The organism is Arthrobacter sp. Z4-13 (genome assembly GCF_054792705.1).
The window spans coordinates 3,821,820-3,837,279 of record NZ_CP096459.1; the positions used below are offsets into that span (position 1 = coordinate 3,821,820).

Below are 15,460 nucleotides of genomic sequence, written 5' to 3' on the forward strand. Positions count from 1 at the left end.
TTTACTTATGTCCTCCAATCCCCTCCGGCATGCCATGGCTCGCATGGGCGGCCGCGATCCGCATGAAAAGCACAGGGCCGCCACGCCGCTGGAACTCTTCTTCGACCTGACCTTTGTGATTGCCTTCGGCGTGGCAGGCAGCCAGTTCGCCCATGAGATCGCGGAAGCGCACTTCATACCCGGCCTGCTGGGCTTCTCCTTCGCGATGTTCGCCGTGATCTGGGCTTGGATCAACTTCACCTGGTTCGCCAGCGCCTACGACACCGATGACTGGATCTTCCGCGTGGTCACCATGATCCAGATCGTGGGCGTCCTGATCCTCGCCATGGGAATCGAGCCCATGTTCCGTTCGCTGGTGGAGGGAAAGCACGTAGATAACGCCGTGATCGTAGGCGGCTACGTGATCATGCGGCTCGCGCTGGTCACCCAGTGGCTGCGGGCAGCCAGGCAGGATCCTGCCCGCCGCGACACCTGCCTGCGCTACGCCCGGTACCTCGCACTGGTGCAGCTCGGATGGATTGCGGTACTGATTATCGAGGCCGACATCCTCACCACATTCGTCATGATTGTGCCCCTGATCGCGCTGGAGATGGCCATCCCCTATGCCGCCGAGCGAACAGCCAGGACGCCGTGGCACGCACACCATATCGCCGAGCGGTACGGACTGCTGGCCATCATCGCCCTGGGTGAATGCCTGATCGGCGCCATCGAAACCCTGCGCGCCATTGTGGCCAACCACGGCTGGAGCGTCGATGCGGCGCTGGTGGGCTTCGGCGGGACGGCCCTGGCCTTCGCGATGTGGTGGATCTATTTCATGCTGCCCGCGGGACGGGCGCTGCACCTGCGCCGGCACCGGTCGTTCCTCTTCGGCTACGGCCACATCCCTATCTTCGCCGCGATTGCGGCGACGGGAGCAGGCCTGCATGTGGCCGCCTACTACATTGACCGCGAGGCCAATATCAGTGCCGCGGCGGCCGTGGCCAGCATCGCGGTTCCGGTGGCACTGTTCAAGGGCTCGTTGACCTGGCTGTACAGCGCCATGGTTGGCCTGGACCGGACCGTCATCACCGTGGCCGGCATAGTGCTGGTGGCGCTGGCTGCTGCGGTTGGACTGGCTGCTGCCGGGGTTTCGGTCCCGGTGTGCCTGCTGGTGATTGTGCTGGCGCTCGGCCTTTCAATCGTCATTGACGAGCGCCGCGGCTCGACGCGGCTGCATCACGCCCTGGAGAAGCTTGAGGCGGAGACTACCGCTCCCCGCCCGTCCTAGCATCCGGCGCCGCCTCGCCCCCGGCATCCGGCTCCCCGTAGGACAGGTTCTCATAGTCCGTGGTGTCTTCCTCATCCAACTGGTCGTCCAACTCCTTTAGCAGCCAGGGATTCACCCGTGCAAGGATCTTCCGGACCTCCTCCACCTCGACGGCGGCGTAGAGCACAGGACGCGCATCGCGGTACTTGGTGACGGGCGGCTTGTCCGGCCATTTCTCCGCCAGCGCTTTCACCCTCTCGGGCAGCGAGTTGTGGGCGTTGTCCGCGATCTTGACCAAGGCCGCGTCATGGTGCCCGGCAATTTCGCGAATCCCGGCCTGGTAGTCGTCCGGGTCGTTGTGCAGCCGGTTGGTGAGGCGTTCAATAATCTCCACCGCCCGCTCGGAGACGCCCATGTCCAGCAGGGCCTGGCGGGTAATGGGAGTGTCCTCGGCAATATCGTGCAGGTATCCGGCGATCCGGATGTCGTCGTCGAAATCGGCGAGGGCATCGCCGACGGCGAGGACATGCTCCCGGTAAGGGCGCTTGAGTTTGTCCTTTTGCCGGTTATGGGCCACCTCGGCAAGGACCTTTGCGGTCTCTACCGTAAATTTGGGCGCCGGGCTCTGCTCCGCGGCATGCTGGTCTGACATGCCCTAAGCCTAGGCTGAACAGGCAGCCTGGGCTCAACCGGCCTCCGCCGTTCCGGCCGCTATTGCTTGCCGTACTTCCGGTGAACTGCCTGCTTGCTGACTCCCAGGCACAGCGCGATGGCTTCCCAGGACAATCCGGACAGCCGTGCGCTCCGGACGAGCGAAGATTCGGCCCTGTTCACTTCCTTTTGCAGTTCAGCGACGGCGTGCAGCGCCTCTGCAGGCCCCATTCCATCCATCGATCCGACGAGTGTTTTCATGCGGTCCACCTCCATGGCGTCAACATTAGTTGACAAGGTCCTGCCGCGTCAACAAAAGTTGACGATGCGAGTGGAGGATGCCCTTGGGGTCCAGGCCGGTGCTCACCGCCCGGAAGACTTCATTCCACTCCACACCCAGGGCTCGCGCGGCACGGCAGCGGGGTCGAAAGCATCCATTGCCCGCTGAAGTGGTCCGGCCGGCAGCCCCAGCGATTCCAGCAGCCTGTCCCGCACGGCAGCACCAGAGCTCCCCGCCTCTGCGAGATCCCGCAGCGTCACGGCGCCGTCGCGCTTTGCCAACCGGACGCCGTCGGCATTCACCACCAACGGAACGTGCGCATATTCCGGAATGGGAATATTCAGCAGCGAGGCGAGGAACGCCTGCCGCGGCGTGGAAGGGAGGAGGTCATCGCCCCGGACCACCTGGTCAATTCCCTGCTGGGCGTCATCCACTACAACGGCCAGATTGTAGGCGGTGACGCCGTCATTGCGGCGAAGCACAAAGTCATCCACTACGCCGGTGTAGGTGCCGCGCAGCACATCGTGGACAGTGTATTCCGCAACGTCCGTGCGCAGCCGGACGGCCGCGGGGCGGGTGGACCGCTTGAATTCCAACTCTGCCGGGTCCAGGTTCCGGCAGGTCCCGGGATACGAACCCTGCGGCGCATGCGGGGCGGACGGAGCCTCCTGGATTTCCCGCCGCGTGCAGAAGCACTCGTAGGTCAGTCCAGCGGCCTCCAGCCGTGCGATCGCGGCTGCATAGAGGGTCCCACGGGCAGTCTGGCGCACCACCTCGCCGTCCCAGGTCACGCCGATGGCCGCCAGGTCCCGCAGCTGCTCCGCTTCCGCGCCGGACCGTGCCCGGTCCAGGTCCTCCACGCGGAGCAGGAACTTCCGGCCGGATGAGCGGGCAAAAAGCCATGCCAGGACGGCAGTCCGAAGATTTCCTACATGGAGTTCACCGGAAGGGCTGGGGGCAAAGCGGCCGGCGGAGGTCATGAATTAACCCTATGCGGGACGGGAAGATGCGCAGGGACAACACAAGAGCCCCTCAGCTACCGATGACTTCGGGAATCCGACGCCGGTAGCTCAGGGGCTCTTGTGTTTGCAGAATGACCGTGGTGTGAACAAGCGTCAATCAGCGGCGGCCTCCTTGCGGGAAGCTGTGTCCAGTTGCCGGGTGGTGTGCCGGGGAACCTGTAGCCTGCGGGAATCAGCGGTAGCTTGCGCCCTTGTTGCCATCATTTCAGCAGACACCCTACAGTTGGGACAACCAGCAGAACCTGGGTTGATCAGTCTGATCAACCTTCGAGGGTCCAACCGACAGGGAATGATCAGATTGCAGGAACTGGACGCCACGGACAAGCGGATCCTGAATGCCTTGGACGAAGACCCCCGCGTTCCCATCATGGTGCTGGCGCAAAGGCTGGGCCTGGCGCGCGGCACCGTACAGAGCCGGCTGGAGCGGATGACGGTGTCCGGAGCACTGCGGGCCAACAGCAGCAGGGTGCTTCCGGCAGCGCTCGGACGGGGCGTGGCAGCAGCGGTCAGCGCGGAGTTGGACCAGAGCCACCTCAACGAGGCCATCGCTGCCCTTCGAAAGATTCCCGAGGTCCTGGAATGCCATGCGCCGGCAGGGGACACCGACCTGCTGATCCGGGTGGTGGCCACCAGCCCGGACGACCTCTACCGGGTGTCGGAGGAAATCAGGCTGTGCCCGGGCATCGTCCGGACCTCCACCAGCATGTTCCTCCGCGAAGTCATCCCCTACCGCACCACCGGCCTGCTCAACGATTAGCCCCAAATGGTGAGCTCTCGCCATCGCCGCTGCTTTACCCGACGGCGGTTAGGTGGCTCGGGAGTCCAAAAGGGGGGAAGCATGGTGGGGAATTTTTACGGTGCTGACGTGATGCAGCTCCGGCAGCTTGCCGCCATCGATCCCGGTACCGCCGAGGAGTGGGCGAAGATCGATTCCGGCGATCCGCAGCTTATCCGGGAGGGCAACACGGCCCTGCTCTACCGTGAGCAGAACGAGATCATCGCCGACGACTACGACAGCGGGTTTCAGCAACGCCCTAAACGGGCGGACCGGCGTTGGACTTCAGGTTCTTCATCACCAAGGTGGACGTCAGCCGTTCCACCCCGGGCAGGGACGTGAGTTCGGCGTCGTAGAAGCGCTGGTAGGCGGGCAGGTCCTCGGCGATGACCTTCAGCAGGTAATCCGGTGAGCCGAAGAGCCGTTGTGCCTCCACGACATTGGGATTATCCGCCACCCGGTTTTCGAAGACCTCCATGGTGGCGCGGTCCACCTGGCGCAGGGTGACGAACACAATCGCCTCAAAGCCCAGCCCCACGGCTGAGGGATCTATGTCCGCCCGGTAGCCCCGGATCACGCCCGACTGCTCCAGGTCGCGCAGCCGCCGGTGGCACGGAGCCACTGTCAAACCGACCTTGGCTGCGAGTGCTGTGGCGGTCATCCGCCCGTCCTCTTTGAGGTGGCGCAAGATATTTCTGTCGATATGGTCCATCACGCAAAAATCTTACCGCGTGGGCGGGAAAGCGGGCGAAAAAGGACAGCACTTCCGGAGCAAAAGTATCTAGGGTTTCTCCTGACGCAGAATTGGCAGGAGAACAAATGAACCCGGAGCTGTTTTTGGCCTTTGTGCTGGTGGCTGCCGCCCTTGCATGCACTCCCGGCGTTGACTGGGCATATTCCATCGCTGCGGGCCTGAGGCAGCGCAGCTTTGTGCCGGCCGTGGCAGGGCTTTGCGGAGGATACGTCCTCCATACGGTCCTGCTGGTGGCGGGCCTTGCTGCCCTTCTCACGCGAATGCCGGGGGTCCTTGGCTGGATCACTCTGGCCGGCGCCGGGTACCTGATGTGGCTGGGAGTGAGCACGCTCCGTTCCTGGCGCGGGGCCAGTTTCTCGGCCGGCGCCGGCAGTGACGGGAACACACGGCTCCGCACCTTCCTGCAGGGCATGGGAACCAGCGGCATCAATCCCAAGGGCCTGCTTTTCTACGTGGCACTCGTTCCCCAGTTCGTCAGCGCGGAGGCGTCCCTGCCCGTCCCGATTCAGTCGGGCCTGCTGGGCATGACGTTCGTACTGCTTGCGGGGCTCGTATACACCGCCGTCGCCATGCTGTCCCGAACCCTGCTGCAGAGCCGGCCGGGTGCCGCCCGGATGGTGACCTTGGCCAGCGGGGTGATCATGGTGGTGCTGGGCGCGGTACTGCTCGGTGAACAACTCCTGCCGCTCTTCGACGGAGCCCCTGTCGCCGGTGCCTTGCCGGCGCAAACCTAGTCGTCGCTGAGTTTCTTCCAGTCCTGCTCCCAGATCCGCCGCATCTCCTCGTCCTTGCGGATGGGCACCGGCGCGGCGATTTCCCGCTGCGGCACCGGATCCTCGTGCCGCCGCCCCCAGTCCCGCGGGTTGAGAGACCTCCTGCTGGAGTCAAGGAGCAGCAGCGCGCGGTCGGTAAGGGCGTCGTTCCGCAGGGTCAGGTGCGTCTTCCGCCGCCGCAGGACTTCTGCCAACGCCTGGTTCGCCGCGTCCAGCCGGCCCTCCCGCCGCAGCGCCCGGGCCCGCACGAGCAACAGGGCGGCAGAGAGATCATCCGCGTTGAGCAGGCCGTCCGTCCAGTCGATCACCGTCCGACTCCTGCCCAGGGTCAGCGCCAGCGAGCAGCGCGCCAAAGCCATGGGGAGCGACGGCGGCAGCCCGGTGAGGGCGTCCAGCGCCGCCTCCGTACGCCCCGTCTCCCGCAGCGAGTGCGCCAGTGCCAGGAACACCGACTCCTCGCTGAACAGGACGGGGATCTCCACACGTTCGGCCAGCTCGATGTGCGTGATGATCCTGGTGAGGTAGGTGGACGAGTACCGGTTGGCTTCGTCTTCATTCCGGGTGGTGAGTCCGCGCTGGAGAAGTTCCGAGGCGCGCAGGTATCCGCCCTGCTTGTAAACCAGCAGTCCGGCCATGAGGTAGCAGAGCCCGGCCCATCCGGGGTAGGCGCGTGCCAGCGTGATCAGCTGTTCGGGCTGCCGGCTGGTGAAGACTGCCTCATGCACCGCCTTGGCGGGCTTGGGCGGCATCCGTTTAAGCCGGGGGATCTCGCCGTCCACGGAGAGCAACGCCGGGTGCCGTCCGCCCAGCACTCCCGTGAGCAGGCTTCCCACTCCCCCGGCGAGGTCATGGACGGGCGTGCGAAGCTGCGGCTGGCCGAAGGGTGTGAGGTCGCGTCTGTCCCAATAGATCGGTGCAGGGTCCCCGGGCGTCATCTTTCCATGCTAACCGGGACCTGCGACAGGCGGGGCAATCCCCGCAGGTGCCCGCGCACCGTGCTGCCCATCAAGCCGGCACTTGTTCCCGCAGGACATTTCCGCAAGGCTGGTAAGCACCCTTAGCAGTTCCGTCACCAGCAAGGAGAACGCCATGCAAATCGACAAGTCCCAGATTCTCGAGCTCCTCCGAAACCAGGGAGACAACGACAAAGCAGCCCAGGCCGAGTCGGAACTGCCGGACCAGGTGGACACCGACCAGCATGCCGGACTCCTGTCCAAGCTGGGCATCAATCCTGCAGATCTGCTGGGGAAACTTCCCGGCGGCCTGGGGGACAAGCTGGGCGGGCTGGGCCTCTAGCTCAGGGCCTTTCCATAAACCACTCCGTAAAGGCGGATGCCTTCCCGGAGGGGTCGAGCCGCAGCACCCAGAGGTTGTCATAGGTGGGCTGGTCGCCCGAATAGGTGGTGACGCCCTGGATGAAGGCGGTGTTACCGTCTGTACCCAGCAGCTCCCAGCTGAAGCTCCAGTCCCCGGGCTCATCACGGGCGGCTAGCCAGCCTTTGACAATTCCGTCCTGCCCCTGCCACGCCTGCGGGTCATGGGGCCGTGTCTCGTACCGTGCATCCTCCGTGAAGAGTGCTCGGATATCGTCCGACCGGTTGCTGGCCCAGGCGGCCTGGTACTTTTCCATCCACGCGGACACCTGCTCCCGCGCTGAAGTTCGCTCAGTCATGGTGCCGTTCTACGCCCTTCCGGAAAGGGCGGCAAGCGCTTCAGCCGTTGTTGGCGGCGACCCAGACGCCGATCACCCAGGTGCTGGCCGCGAGGCAAGCCAGCCCGAACTCGGCGAGCATGCCCAGCCCGGTGGCTTTAAGGGCGGCCCAGCTGGAAGTCGTGGCCGTACCGATGTTCCGTGTGCGGAAGAATTCACTGAGCAGCAGGCCGGCCGCGAAACCGACGAAGAGCCCCACCACGGGAATGATGAACATTCCCACCACGCCCGTGGCCAGCGCGGCCGCAATGCTTCTGCTGGGGATGGCGTGTTCCTTGAGCTTCCTGCCCGTGAGGACGGCGCTGGCGGCCATACCCGCAACCACAAACACCATGGCAACCGCGAATACTACCCAGCCCGCGGTGCCGGCCCCGCCCCAGACGGCCCATGCCAGCAGGCTGGCGCCAATGAGGATGCTGCCCGGAAGCACCGGGATCACGGTGCCTGCCACGCCTACGAGAATCGCCAGGCCGCACAGGACGGTCACCACGGTTTCCGAGTTCATGATCCTCAGTCTATGGTTGGCGGCCGCTTAACCTTCGACGGCGGTACCTCCCGCACAGGGGAGGTACCGCCGTCGTAATGGTCGAAAGCGACGGGCTGCTACTCCGCTTCCACCGCAGCGGCGACGGCCGCGGTGACAGCGGGGGCAACCCTCGGGTCCAGCGGGCTGGGCACGATGTAGTCGGCCGAGAGGTCTTCGGCCGCGAGCTCCGCGATAGCATAGGCAGCCGCGAGCTTCATGGCCGGAGTGATCCGGCGTGCCCCGGCGTCCAGGGCTCCGCGGAAGATGCCCGGGAAGGCCAGCACGTTGTTGATCTGGTTCGGGAAGTCGCTGCGGCCGGTAGCGACTACGGCGGCGTACTTCACGGCGACCTCGGGCAGCACCTCGGGGTCCGGGTTGGAGAGGGCGAACACAATGGCGTCCTGGTTCATCAGGGCCAGGTGCTCCTCGTCCAGCTTCGAGGAAGAGACGCCAATGAAGACATCCGCTCCGGCGAGGGCCTCGGCAGGACCGCCTTCCAGGCTGCCGGGGTTGCTGCGGCCGGCGATGTCGGCCTTCTTGCTGGCCGGGTCCGCGGCAAGGTCCTTGCGGCCGGCGTTGATGATGCCGCGGGAGTCCAACAGGACCACGTCGGTGATGCCGGCGGCCAGCAGGATTTCGGCGACGGCGATGCCTGCCGCACCCGCACCGGAGACCACCACGCGCAGGGTTTCCAGCCGGCGGCCGGTCACCTTGGCGGCGTTGGTCAGCGCGGCCAGGGCCACGACGGCGGTGCCGTGCTGGTCATCGTGCATCACCGGGCAGTCCAGCGCCTCGATGAGCTTTTCCTCAAGCTCGAAGCAGCGGGGAGCGGAGATGTCCTCGAGGTTGACGGCGCCGAAGCTGGGGCGCAGGCGGACGAGGGTTTCCACGATTTCGTCAACGTCCGTGGTGTTGAGCACCAGCGGAATGGAGTCCAGGTCGCCGAAGGTCTTGAAGAGTGCGGACTTGCCCTCCATGACGGGCAGGGAGGCGCTGGCGCCGATGTTGCCCAGGCCCAGGACAGCGGTTCCGTCGCTCACGACGACCACCAGGCGCTCCGCCCAGGTGAGGGTGCGGGCGAGTTCGGGCTTGGCGTGGATGGCGCGGCTGACCTCGGCCACTCCGGGGGTGTAGGCGATGGACAGGTCGCGCTTGTTGGACAGCGGGACGGTGCTGGCAATGGAAAGCTTGCCGCCCTGGTGGGCGTCAAAGATCTCGGCTTCGCTCAGTGCGGTGGCTGCCGAATTGTCAGTAACTGCGATTGCGTCAATGGACACGTCGTTGTCTCCTGGTGCTCGCCGTGGGCACACGGCACGTGGGGCCCAGGCCCGAACAGGCCTGAGTCGAAAGTGGTGCGGCGGAAAACCCAGGGGTGGCGGGTCCGTAGGAGCTTCGGGGGTGGGCCCTGTTGCTACATGTCTGCCATCGTAGGCAGCCAGGGGAGGCGCTTCGGCGCCGTTTGACAATTGCGGAGGTTGCCAAAACGGTTCTTCAGAGCGGATGGTGACTCACGTCACGGCAATAAGCCCGATTTAGCGGGCAATTGGTCTAGACCGATTACGCGCTCTGATGGAGTGTGTAGCTGCCTCCGCTGGCAGGAGCGAGGCGCGCGCAGGCCTTTTTGAGGTCTTCCTCGGCTTCGAAGAGGGAAAGGCGGCGGTTGCGGACGGACTGGACCAGACCAGTGATCGTCAGCAGGAGGACCCTGGCTGCGGTGGCGTCACTACAGGCGTTGGCCAGCAGTTTTTCGCTCAGTGCGTCGATTTCGCGCAGGAGGACGGTGGTGTCCCTGTCCGGAAGGTAGACACCGCGGCTCAAGCACTGCTCCACGGCCGGCTGCATGACCCTCATGTGGAAGATCTCCATCACCAGTCCGCCCAGTGCCCGGCCACGGAACCGCGCCGCAGAGGTGCGCCCGGCGGCCTGCAACTCTCCGAGCTGGTGGCGGTAGAGCGCGAGCATCAGGTGGGTGCTGGTGGGGAAGTAGCGGTACAGCGTCCCCAGGGGTACGTCAGCCCTGGTTGCCACCTCGGGCAGCTCCACGGCATCCAGGCCCTTCCGGGCGAAACCGCCGGCAGCCTCGAGGATGCGGGCATAGCGGAGCCGCTGGCGTGGAGCGGAGGGCATGGCGGCCATGGGCGGATGGTCTGGAAAGGTCTCAGGCATCTGTATTCCGGGTTGTGTTTGACGGTGCAGCAGCCAGGAGCGTCCCCATCCCGGACCGCCTGCAATCCGGTTCAACTATACGGCACGCCAATGTGGCGTAATCAGGCAGCTGTCTTAGGTCCTGCCCTTCGGCAGGTCAGCGGACGCCCTTGATCTTCACCACAAAAACAGCCCCGAGCAGGCCGATGACCGCCGCAGCGAGGAAGAGCGAGCGGTAGCCGCCCCAGTACGTGACAGCAACCAAAGCGAGCGTGGGCGCCACCACCTGGGGCAGGGAGTTGGCCACATTGATGATGCCCATGTCCTTGCCCCGGTCCACCGCCACGGGCAGGACCTGCGTCAGCAGCGCGTAGTCCACCGCGACGTAGGCCCCGAAGCCGACGCCCAGGACAGCAGCGCCGGCCAAGGCCCCGGGCCAGACCGGGAAGAAGGCCATAATCAAACCGGCCATGGCAATGATGGCGGAAGAACCGATCACGAACGGTTTCCGGCGTCCCACCCGGTCACTCCAGGGGCCTGCCACCACGGCGGTAAGCATCACCATCAGCGCGTAAATGCCGGTGAGGACCAGCACCCCGGCCGGGGGGTCCTCATGCTTCAGGATGTCCCGCAGGAAAAAGAGCAGGTAGACGATGGTGAGCTGGTTGCCCACGTTCACCAGGAAACGGGTCAGCCCGGCCCAGGCAAAATCCGGGTACAGCCGGGGACTGATCCAGAACCCACGGAGGAAAGCCACCAGCCGGAACCGGGGCAGGACGCCCTTGTGCAGCACAGGGTCATCGCTGTGCATCAGATATGGGAGTACGGACAGCAGCAGTGCGCCGGCGCACAGCCAGTAGCCCACCATGAAGTTGCCGGACACCACGGCGCCAAACACGGCGCCCGTGAGGATACCCAGCGTCTGGCCCATGGCGGCGAGCCCGCCCACCTTGCCGCGCTGAAGCACCGGCACCCGGTCCGGGACCGCGGCCGTGATGGCTGCGTAGGCCGCGTTCGCCCCGAGCTGGACCACACACCAGAAGGCCACCATCAGCGCCACCGTGGTGGCGCCGGACATCGCGAGAAGCGCTATGGCAGCGAGCACAGCGCCGGCCAGCACCCAGGGCGCACGGCGGCCGAAACCGGACGTGGTGCGGTCCGAGAGTGCCCCGAACAGCGGATTCGCCACCAGCGAGACCGCCGCGCCGCAGGCGGTGGCAAGGGAAAGGATCGCTTCCTTGCTGGGTTCATCGATGCTGATGGCCTGCTGGCCAATGAAAATATTGAGGGGGCCGAAAAAGGCGGCATTGATCCCCACGTTGACCAGGACGAGTCCGGTGACCCATCGGGGCGTGACATTGCGTGTCGGCTCGGCGAATGCCGCTTCCGGACCGTTCAGCCCGGTGCCGTGGTCCGGTGGCGCGGGAGTGTTGGGCAGGCTCATGGCGTTTTCTCCCGGGTACGGCTGATTGGCTACCGGATCAGACTATCGTGGGCCCTACCGTGCCGTCCCTGTCGGGTCGCGTACGGCAGAGGCTGACGGCAGCCGGAACATAAAGGAGAACCACATGAGCGCAGCATCCATCCCCGGTACGGCTGGTCCGGCCGTTAATACCGCGGACCTCTACGACGAACGCGGCGACGAACTGGCCTCGGTTTCACTGCAGTTCCAGTCCCTGGGCGGCCGTTCACACTTCAGCGGGCAGGCGCGGACCATCCGCTGCTTCCAGGACAACGCGCTGGTGAAGTCCACGCTCGCAACCCCTGGCAACGGCAACGTGCTGGTGGTGGACGGCGGCGGCTCGCTGGGCACCGCCCTGATGGGGGACATGATCGCCGAAAGCGCTGTGGCGAACGGCTGGGCCGGCGTCGTGATCAATGGAGCCATCCGGGACCGCGAAGCAATTGCCCAACTGGACCTCGGCGTCAAGGCCTTGGGCAGCAACCCGCGCAAGAGCGCCAAGGCCGGCGCCGGCGAAGTTGATGTGGACGTGGAGATTGACGGCGTGACCATCCGGACCGGGGCAAGGATCTGGTGCGACCCGGACGGCATCCTCGTGGAGCGCTGATCCGCCTGCCGGGGAGGGGCCGGAAACTTTCCGCTCCCGGGGAATAGGCCGGGGCGTGCGATAGTTACTGAAAGCAACTATCGCTTATTTCCCTTCCCTGGAGCACCCATGTCCACACCCACTGCCGCGCGCACCGCCGGAGAAACCCTGACGCAGCGCCAAATTGTCACCGTGATGGTGGGCCTGATGCTGGGCATGTTCCTGGCATCGCTGGACCAGACCATCGTGTCCACGTCCATCTACACCATCGCCAACGACCTTGACGGGCTCTCGCTCCAGGCGTGGGCCACCACCGCTTACCTCATTACGTCCACGGTCAGCACCCCGCTGTACGGCAAGCTGAGCGACATCTTCGGCCGACGCCCGCTGTACCTGATCGCCATCGTGATCTTCCTGGCGGGATCCCTGTACGCAGGCTCAGTCAACTCCATGACCGAACTTGCCCTGGCCCGGGGCGTCCAGGGCCTGGGCGCGGGCGGCCTGCTGGCCCTCGCCCTGACCATCATCGGCGACATCGTGTCCTTGAAGGACCGCGCCAAATACCAGGGCTACTTTATGTCCGTGTTCGGCATCTCCTCGGTGCTGGGTCCCGTCGTGGGCGGCGCGTTCGCCGGTTCCGCCAACATCCTGGGGTTCGACGGCTGGCGCTGGGTGTTCTTTATCAACCTGCCCATCGGCCTGGCCGCGCTGGCGGTGGTGTTCCTGTTCCTGCACCTGCCGGCCAAGCACGTCAAGCAGAAAATCGACTACTGGGGTGCGGCCGCCATCACCTTGGCCATTGTGCCGCTGCTGCTGGTGGCGGAACAGGGCCGCAGCTGGGGCTGGGCGTCCCCGAACTCCTTCCTCTGTTACGGCCTCGGCGCGGTGGGCATTGCCGGGTTCCTGCTTGCCGAAAAGCATGCCGGGGACTACGCGCTAATCCCGCTGCGGCTCTTCCGGAACGCCACCTTCGGCCTGTCCTCGCTGCTGAACTTCATCATCGGCATCGGCATGTTCGGGGCCATCGCCATGCTCCCGATGTACCTGCAGCTGGTCAAGGGCCTCACCCCCACAGAGGCCGGCCTGATGATGATCACCTTCACTATCGGCATCCTCAGCGGCTCCATCACGGCCGGCCGCACCATCTCATCGTCCGGCACCTACCGGATCTTCCCGATCATGGGCACGGCCATCCTCACTGCCGCAGCTGTGGTGATGGGACTGGCCCTGGGCGTGGACACCGGCCTGTGGGTTCCGGGGCTGATCGCGGTGTTCTTCGGCATGGGCCTGGGCTTCTGCATGCAGCCGCTCACCCTGGCCATGCAGGTGTCCGTCCCGCGCCGCGACATGGGTGTGGGCACCTCCTCCGCCGCGTTCTTCCGCTCCATGGGCGGCGCGGTGGGCACGGCCGTGTTCATCTCCATGCTGTTCAGCCTGGCCGCCGGCCGGATCGCAGACACCATGAAAACCGCCATGGGAAATGCCGACTACCAGGCGGTCCTTCAGGATCCCGCGGTGGCTGCCGACCCCGCCAACGCCAAGCTGTACGAGTTCTTCCGGAACGGCGCCTCCAACGAATCCCTCAACGACACCAGCTGGCTGCACACCGCCAACAGCACGCTGACCCGGCCGATCACTGAGGGCTTCGCGTACGCCATCGACACCGTAATGCTCACGGCGGCCGTGCTCACCGGGATCGCGTTCCTGATCAGCTTCGCGCTGCCGAACAAAAAACTCACGGACTCCAAGGCGGCTCCACAGGAGCCAGCCGTGGTTCACTGACCTTCCCTTCCCAGCAGGGGACGACGACGACGGGCCGCTCCCGCCGTCGTCGTCGTCCCCTGCTGTTTAGGGGCAAGCAGGCACCCGATACCCCTCAACTGGAACAGTCCGCGGTGGCGTGGAACACTGTGTAACGCGTGTGCGCCGGCCAGTGGCCGGTTCCGCAGCCGACGACGTCCGCACCGCAACCACCGAACCCCCAGACCAAGGGAGAACCATGCCCACTGCCCAGGAGCAGACAACCGCCCAGATACCGCGGCGGGTGATCTGGCTGGCGCTCGCAGGTGCGGTGGGCGGATTCCTGTTCGGCTTTGATTCGTCCGTGGTGAACGGCGCTGTGGATGCCATGAAGGACGAGTTCGCGTTGTCCGAAGCCGTCACGGGCTTCGCCGTGGCCATCGCCCTGCTCGGCTGCGCCGCAGGCGCGTACCTGGCCGGAAAGGTCGCCGACCGTTACGGACGCATCCCTGCCATGAAGCTGGGTGCGCTGCTCTTCCTGGTCAGCGCCCTCGGCACCGGCTTCGCCTTCAGCGTCTGGGACCTGATTTTTTGGCGCCTGGTGGGTGGACTGGGGATTGGGCTGGCCTCGGTAATTGCTCCTGCATACATCTCGGAGATTTCGCCGCGCAAGGTCCGCGGCCGGCTCGCCTCGCTGCAGCAGCTTGCCATCACCACGGGCATCTTCGCCGCCCTGCTGTCCGACGCGCTTTTTGCCACCAGCGCCGGCGGCGCGGACCAGGCGTTCTGGCTGGGGATCGAGGCCTGGCGCTGGATGTTCCTGGCCGCCGCCCTGCCCGCAGTGGTGTACGGCTGGGTGGCCTATACCCTTCCCGAATCGCCACGGTTCCTGGTGTTCCTGGGCAAGGAAGACGAGGCGCGGAAGATCTTCGACTCGATCGCGCCGTCCGAGGACACCGACCGGCACATCCGCGAGGTCCGCGAAGCCATCGAAGAGGACAAGCTGGCCGGCCAAAAGGGCTCGCTGCGCGGCAAGACCTTCGGCCTGCAGGCGGTTGTCTGGGTGGGCATTATCCTGTCCGTCCTGCAGCAGTTCGTGGGCATCAACGTGATCTTCTACTACTCCACCACGCTGTGGAAAGCGGTGGGCTTCCAGGAAAAGGACTCACTCACCATCTCGGTGGCAACCTCCGTCACCAACATCCTGGTAACCCTGGTAGCCATAGCGCTGGTGGACCGCATCGGCCGCCGCCCCATCCTGCTGGCAGGTTCAGTGGGCATGGCCGTGTCCCTGGCTGCCATGGCCCTGGCGTTCTCCTCGGCTGTTGGATCCGGCCCGGAGATCTCCCTGCCCGGCGCCTGGGGTCCGGTGGCCCTTGTGGCGGCGAACGTTTTTGTGGTCAGCTTCGGCGCGTCCTGGGGTCCGCTGGTGTGGGTCCTCCTTGGTGAGATCTTCCCTTCCCGGATCCGCGCCCGCGCCCTTGGCCTGGCCGCCGCTGCCCAGTGGGTGGCGAACTTTGCGATCACGCTGAGCTTCCCGGTCATGGCCGCCGGTTCCCTGCCACTGACGTACGCCATGTACGCGCTGTTCGCGGCGGCGTCGTTCTTCTTTGTGATGTTCAAGGTGCCGGAGACCAACGGCATGTCCCTTGAACAGGCGGAGACGCTGTTCGTGGCGAAAGGTTCGAAGAAGGGCTAGCGACACCCCATCACGTTCCGGGCTTTTCCCTCCAACGCCCCATCACCTTTCGCAGCTCAACAACAAAACCCTCCTGCACGTTTTCTGGTG

General features: G+C 65.4%; 18 protein-coding genes. 7 read left to right on the forward strand and 11 right to left on the reverse strand.

Features of this window, described 5'->3' with window-relative positions; all coding sequences use genetic code 11:
• The first annotated feature begins 7 nt into the window (after window positions 1-7).
• Window positions 8-1,267, forward strand: a complete 1,260-nt coding sequence (locus M1E07_RS19465) for a low temperature requirement protein A (protein ID WP_461188241.1) — start codon at window positions 8-10, stop codon at window positions 1,265-1,267.
• Here the strand turns inward: M1E07_RS19465 and M1E07_RS19470 are convergent.
• The 3 genes from M1E07_RS19470 to gluQRS all read right to left on the reverse strand — a co-directional run bounded on the left by M1E07_RS19470 (window position 1,245) and on the right by gluQRS (window position 3,157).
• Complete coding sequence (locus tag M1E07_RS19470; protein ID WP_461188242.1) at window positions 1,245-1,898, reverse strand: HD domain-containing protein; 654 nt, start codon at window positions 1,896-1,898, stop codon at window positions 1,245-1,247. The genes M1E07_RS19465 and M1E07_RS19470 overlap by 23 nt on opposite strands.
• A gap of 59 nt (window positions 1,899-1,957) precedes the next feature.
• Window positions 1,958-2,158 carry an AsnC family protein gene (locus M1E07_RS19475; protein ID WP_461188243.1) on the reverse strand — a complete coding sequence of 67 codons (201 nt, stop codon included), beginning with the start codon at window positions 2,156-2,158 and terminating at the stop codon, window positions 1,958-1,960.
• Between the two features lie 102 nt (window positions 2,159-2,260).
• Complete coding sequence (gene gluQRS / locus M1E07_RS19480) at window positions 2,261-3,157, reverse strand: tRNA glutamyl-Q(34) synthetase GluQRS (protein ID WP_461188244.1); 897 nt, start codon at window positions 3,155-3,157, stop codon at window positions 2,261-2,263.
• A 331-nt stretch (window positions 3,158-3,488) separates the two neighbouring features.
• Here gluQRS and M1E07_RS19485 point away from each other — a divergent pair, with 331 nt between their 5' ends.
• Window positions 3,489-3,956, forward strand: coding sequence for an Lrp/AsnC family transcriptional regulator (locus M1E07_RS19485; RefSeq protein ID WP_461188245.1), 468 nt, complete (start codon window positions 3,489-3,491; stop codon window positions 3,954-3,956).
• A 48-nt stretch (window positions 3,957-4,004) separates the two neighbouring features.
• On the opposite strand, the gene M1E07_RS19490 is transcribed toward M1E07_RS19485, so the two are convergent.
• Together M1E07_RS19490 and M1E07_RS19495 are read right to left on the reverse strand one after the other, a co-directional pair.
• On the reverse strand, window positions 4,005-4,229 hold the full coding sequence (locus M1E07_RS19490) for a hypothetical protein (RefSeq protein ID WP_461188246.1): 225 nt from the start codon (window positions 4,227-4,229) through the stop codon (window positions 4,005-4,007).
• A gap of 4 nt (window positions 4,230-4,233) precedes the next feature.
• Window positions 4,234-4,689, reverse strand: a complete 456-nt coding sequence (locus tag M1E07_RS19495; RefSeq protein ID WP_461188247.1) for an Lrp/AsnC family transcriptional regulator — start codon at window positions 4,687-4,689, stop codon at window positions 4,234-4,236.
• 104 nt (window positions 4,690-4,793) lie between these two features.
• On the opposite strand from M1E07_RS19495, the gene M1E07_RS19500 reads away from it, so the two are divergent.
• On the forward strand, window positions 4,794-5,462 hold the full coding sequence (locus tag M1E07_RS19500; RefSeq protein ID WP_461188248.1) for a LysE family translocator: 669 nt from the start codon (window positions 4,794-4,796) through the stop codon (window positions 5,460-5,462).
• Here the strand turns inward: M1E07_RS19500 and M1E07_RS19505 are convergent.
• On the reverse strand, window positions 5,459-6,436 hold the full coding sequence (locus M1E07_RS19505; RefSeq protein ID WP_461188249.1) for a hypothetical protein: 978 nt from the start codon (window positions 6,434-6,436) through the stop codon (window positions 5,459-5,461). The two genes, M1E07_RS19500 and M1E07_RS19505, sit on opposite strands and share 4 nt — an antisense overlap.
• 154 nt (window positions 6,437-6,590) lie before the next feature.
• Here M1E07_RS19505 and M1E07_RS19510 point away from each other — a divergent pair, with 154 nt between their 5' ends.
• On the forward strand, window positions 6,591-6,797 hold the full coding sequence (locus M1E07_RS19510) for a hypothetical protein (protein ID WP_163165253.1): 207 nt from the start codon (window positions 6,591-6,593) through the stop codon (window positions 6,795-6,797).
• Window position 6,798: 1 nt separating this feature from the next.
• Here the strand turns inward: M1E07_RS19510 and M1E07_RS19515 are convergent, their stop codons facing one another.
• From M1E07_RS19515 to M1E07_RS19535, 5 genes are all read right to left on the reverse strand, one after another.
• Window positions 6,799-7,173 (reverse strand): nuclear transport factor 2 family protein, encoded by a 375-nt coding sequence (locus M1E07_RS19515; protein ID WP_461188250.1) that lies wholly within the window; start codon window positions 7,171-7,173, stop codon window positions 6,799-6,801.
• 40 nt (window positions 7,174-7,213) lie between these two features.
• Window positions 7,214-7,717: a DUF456 domain-containing protein gene (locus tag M1E07_RS19520; RefSeq protein ID WP_461188251.1), complete on the reverse strand. Its 504-nt coding sequence runs from the start codon at window positions 7,715-7,717 to the stop codon at window positions 7,214-7,216.
• 98 nt (window positions 7,718-7,815) lie between these two features.
• Window positions 7,816-9,015, reverse strand: a complete 1,200-nt coding sequence (locus tag M1E07_RS19525; RefSeq protein ID WP_461188252.1) for an NAD(P)-dependent malic enzyme — start codon at window positions 9,013-9,015, stop codon at window positions 7,816-7,818.
• 280 nt (window positions 9,016-9,295) lie between these two features.
• On the reverse strand, window positions 9,296-9,904 hold the full coding sequence (locus M1E07_RS19530; protein ID WP_461188253.1) for a TetR/AcrR family transcriptional regulator: 609 nt from the start codon (window positions 9,902-9,904) through the stop codon (window positions 9,296-9,298).
• Between the two features lie 136 nt (window positions 9,905-10,040).
• A complete protein-coding gene (locus M1E07_RS19535; protein ID WP_461188254.1) occupies window positions 10,041-11,327 on the reverse strand; it encodes an MFS transporter in 1,287 nt (428 codons plus the stop codon).
• Between the two features lie 124 nt (window positions 11,328-11,451).
• Between M1E07_RS19535 and rraA the strand changes: the two genes are divergently transcribed.
• The 3 genes from rraA to M1E07_RS19550 all read left to right on the forward strand — a co-directional run bounded on the left by rraA (window position 11,452) and on the right by M1E07_RS19550 (window position 15,370).
• On the forward strand, window positions 11,452-11,952 hold the full coding sequence (gene rraA / locus M1E07_RS19540; protein WP_461188255.1) for a ribonuclease E activity regulator RraA: 501 nt from the start codon (window positions 11,452-11,454) through the stop codon (window positions 11,950-11,952).
• Window positions 11,953-12,060: 108 nt separating this feature from the next.
• A complete protein-coding gene (locus M1E07_RS19545; RefSeq protein WP_461188256.1) occupies window positions 12,061-13,713 on the forward strand; it encodes an MDR family MFS transporter in 1,653 nt (550 codons plus the stop codon).
• A 217-nt stretch (window positions 13,714-13,930) separates the two neighbouring features.
• Entirely contained in the window at window positions 13,931-15,370 is a 1,440-nt protein-coding gene (locus tag M1E07_RS19550) for a sugar porter family MFS transporter (protein WP_461188257.1), read from the forward strand.
• The last annotated feature ends 90 nt before the right edge of the window (window positions 15,371-15,460 follow it).

What these genes read in the sequence shown, in the direction of transcription:
- M1E07_RS19475 (WP_461188243.1), bottom strand. Translation starts at nt 2,158, where the DNA reads ATGAAAACACTCGTCGGATCGATGGATGGAATGGGGCCTGCAGAGGCG.
- M1E07_RS19510 (WP_163165253.1), top strand. Translation starts at nt 6,591, where the DNA reads ATGCAAATCGACAAGTCCCAGATTCTCGAGCTCCTCCGAAACCAGGGA.
- M1E07_RS19470 (WP_461188242.1), bottom strand. Translation starts at nt 1,898, where the DNA reads ATGTCAGACCAGCATGCCGCGGAGCAGAGCCCGGCGCCCAAATTTACG.
- M1E07_RS19545 (WP_461188256.1), top strand. Translation starts at nt 12,061, where the DNA reads ATGTCCACACCCACTGCCGCGCGCACCGCCGGAGAAACCCTGACGCAG.
- M1E07_RS19535 (WP_461188254.1), bottom strand. Translation starts at nt 11,327, where the DNA reads ATGAGCCTGCCCAACACTCCCGCGCCACCGGACCACGGCACCGGGCTG.
- M1E07_RS19515 (WP_461188250.1), bottom strand. Translation starts at nt 7,173, where the DNA reads ATGACTGAGCGAACTTCAGCGCGGGAGCAGGTGTCCGCGTGGATGGAA.
- M1E07_RS19530 (WP_461188253.1), bottom strand. Translation starts at nt 9,904, where the DNA reads ATGCCTGAGACCTTTCCAGACCATCCGCCCATGGCCGCCATGCCCTCC.
- rraA (WP_461188255.1), top strand. Translation starts at nt 11,452, where the DNA reads ATGAGCGCAGCATCCATCCCCGGTACGGCTGGTCCGGCCGTTAATACC.
- M1E07_RS19550 (WP_461188257.1), top strand. Translation starts at nt 13,931, where the DNA reads ATGCCCACTGCCCAGGAGCAGACAACCGCCCAGATACCGCGGCGGGTG.
- gluQRS (WP_461188244.1), bottom strand. Translation starts at nt 3,157, where the DNA reads ATGACCTCCGCCGGCCGCTTTGCCCCCAGCCCTTCCGGTGAACTCCAT.
- M1E07_RS19520 (WP_461188251.1), bottom strand. Translation starts at nt 7,717, where the DNA reads ATGAACTCGGAAACCGTGGTGACCGTCCTGTGCGGCCTGGCGATTCTC.
- M1E07_RS19485 (WP_461188245.1), top strand. Translation starts at nt 3,489, where the DNA reads ATGATCAGATTGCAGGAACTGGACGCCACGGACAAGCGGATCCTGAAT.
- M1E07_RS19505 (WP_461188249.1), bottom strand. Translation starts at nt 6,436, where the DNA reads ATGACGCCCGGGGACCCTGCACCGATCTATTGGGACAGACGCGACCTC.
- M1E07_RS19500 (WP_461188248.1), top strand. Translation starts at nt 4,794, where the DNA reads ATGAACCCGGAGCTGTTTTTGGCCTTTGTGCTGGTGGCTGCCGCCCTT.
- M1E07_RS19465 (WP_461188241.1), top strand. Translation starts at nt 8, where the DNA reads ATGTCCTCCAATCCCCTCCGGCATGCCATGGCTCGCATGGGCGGCCGC.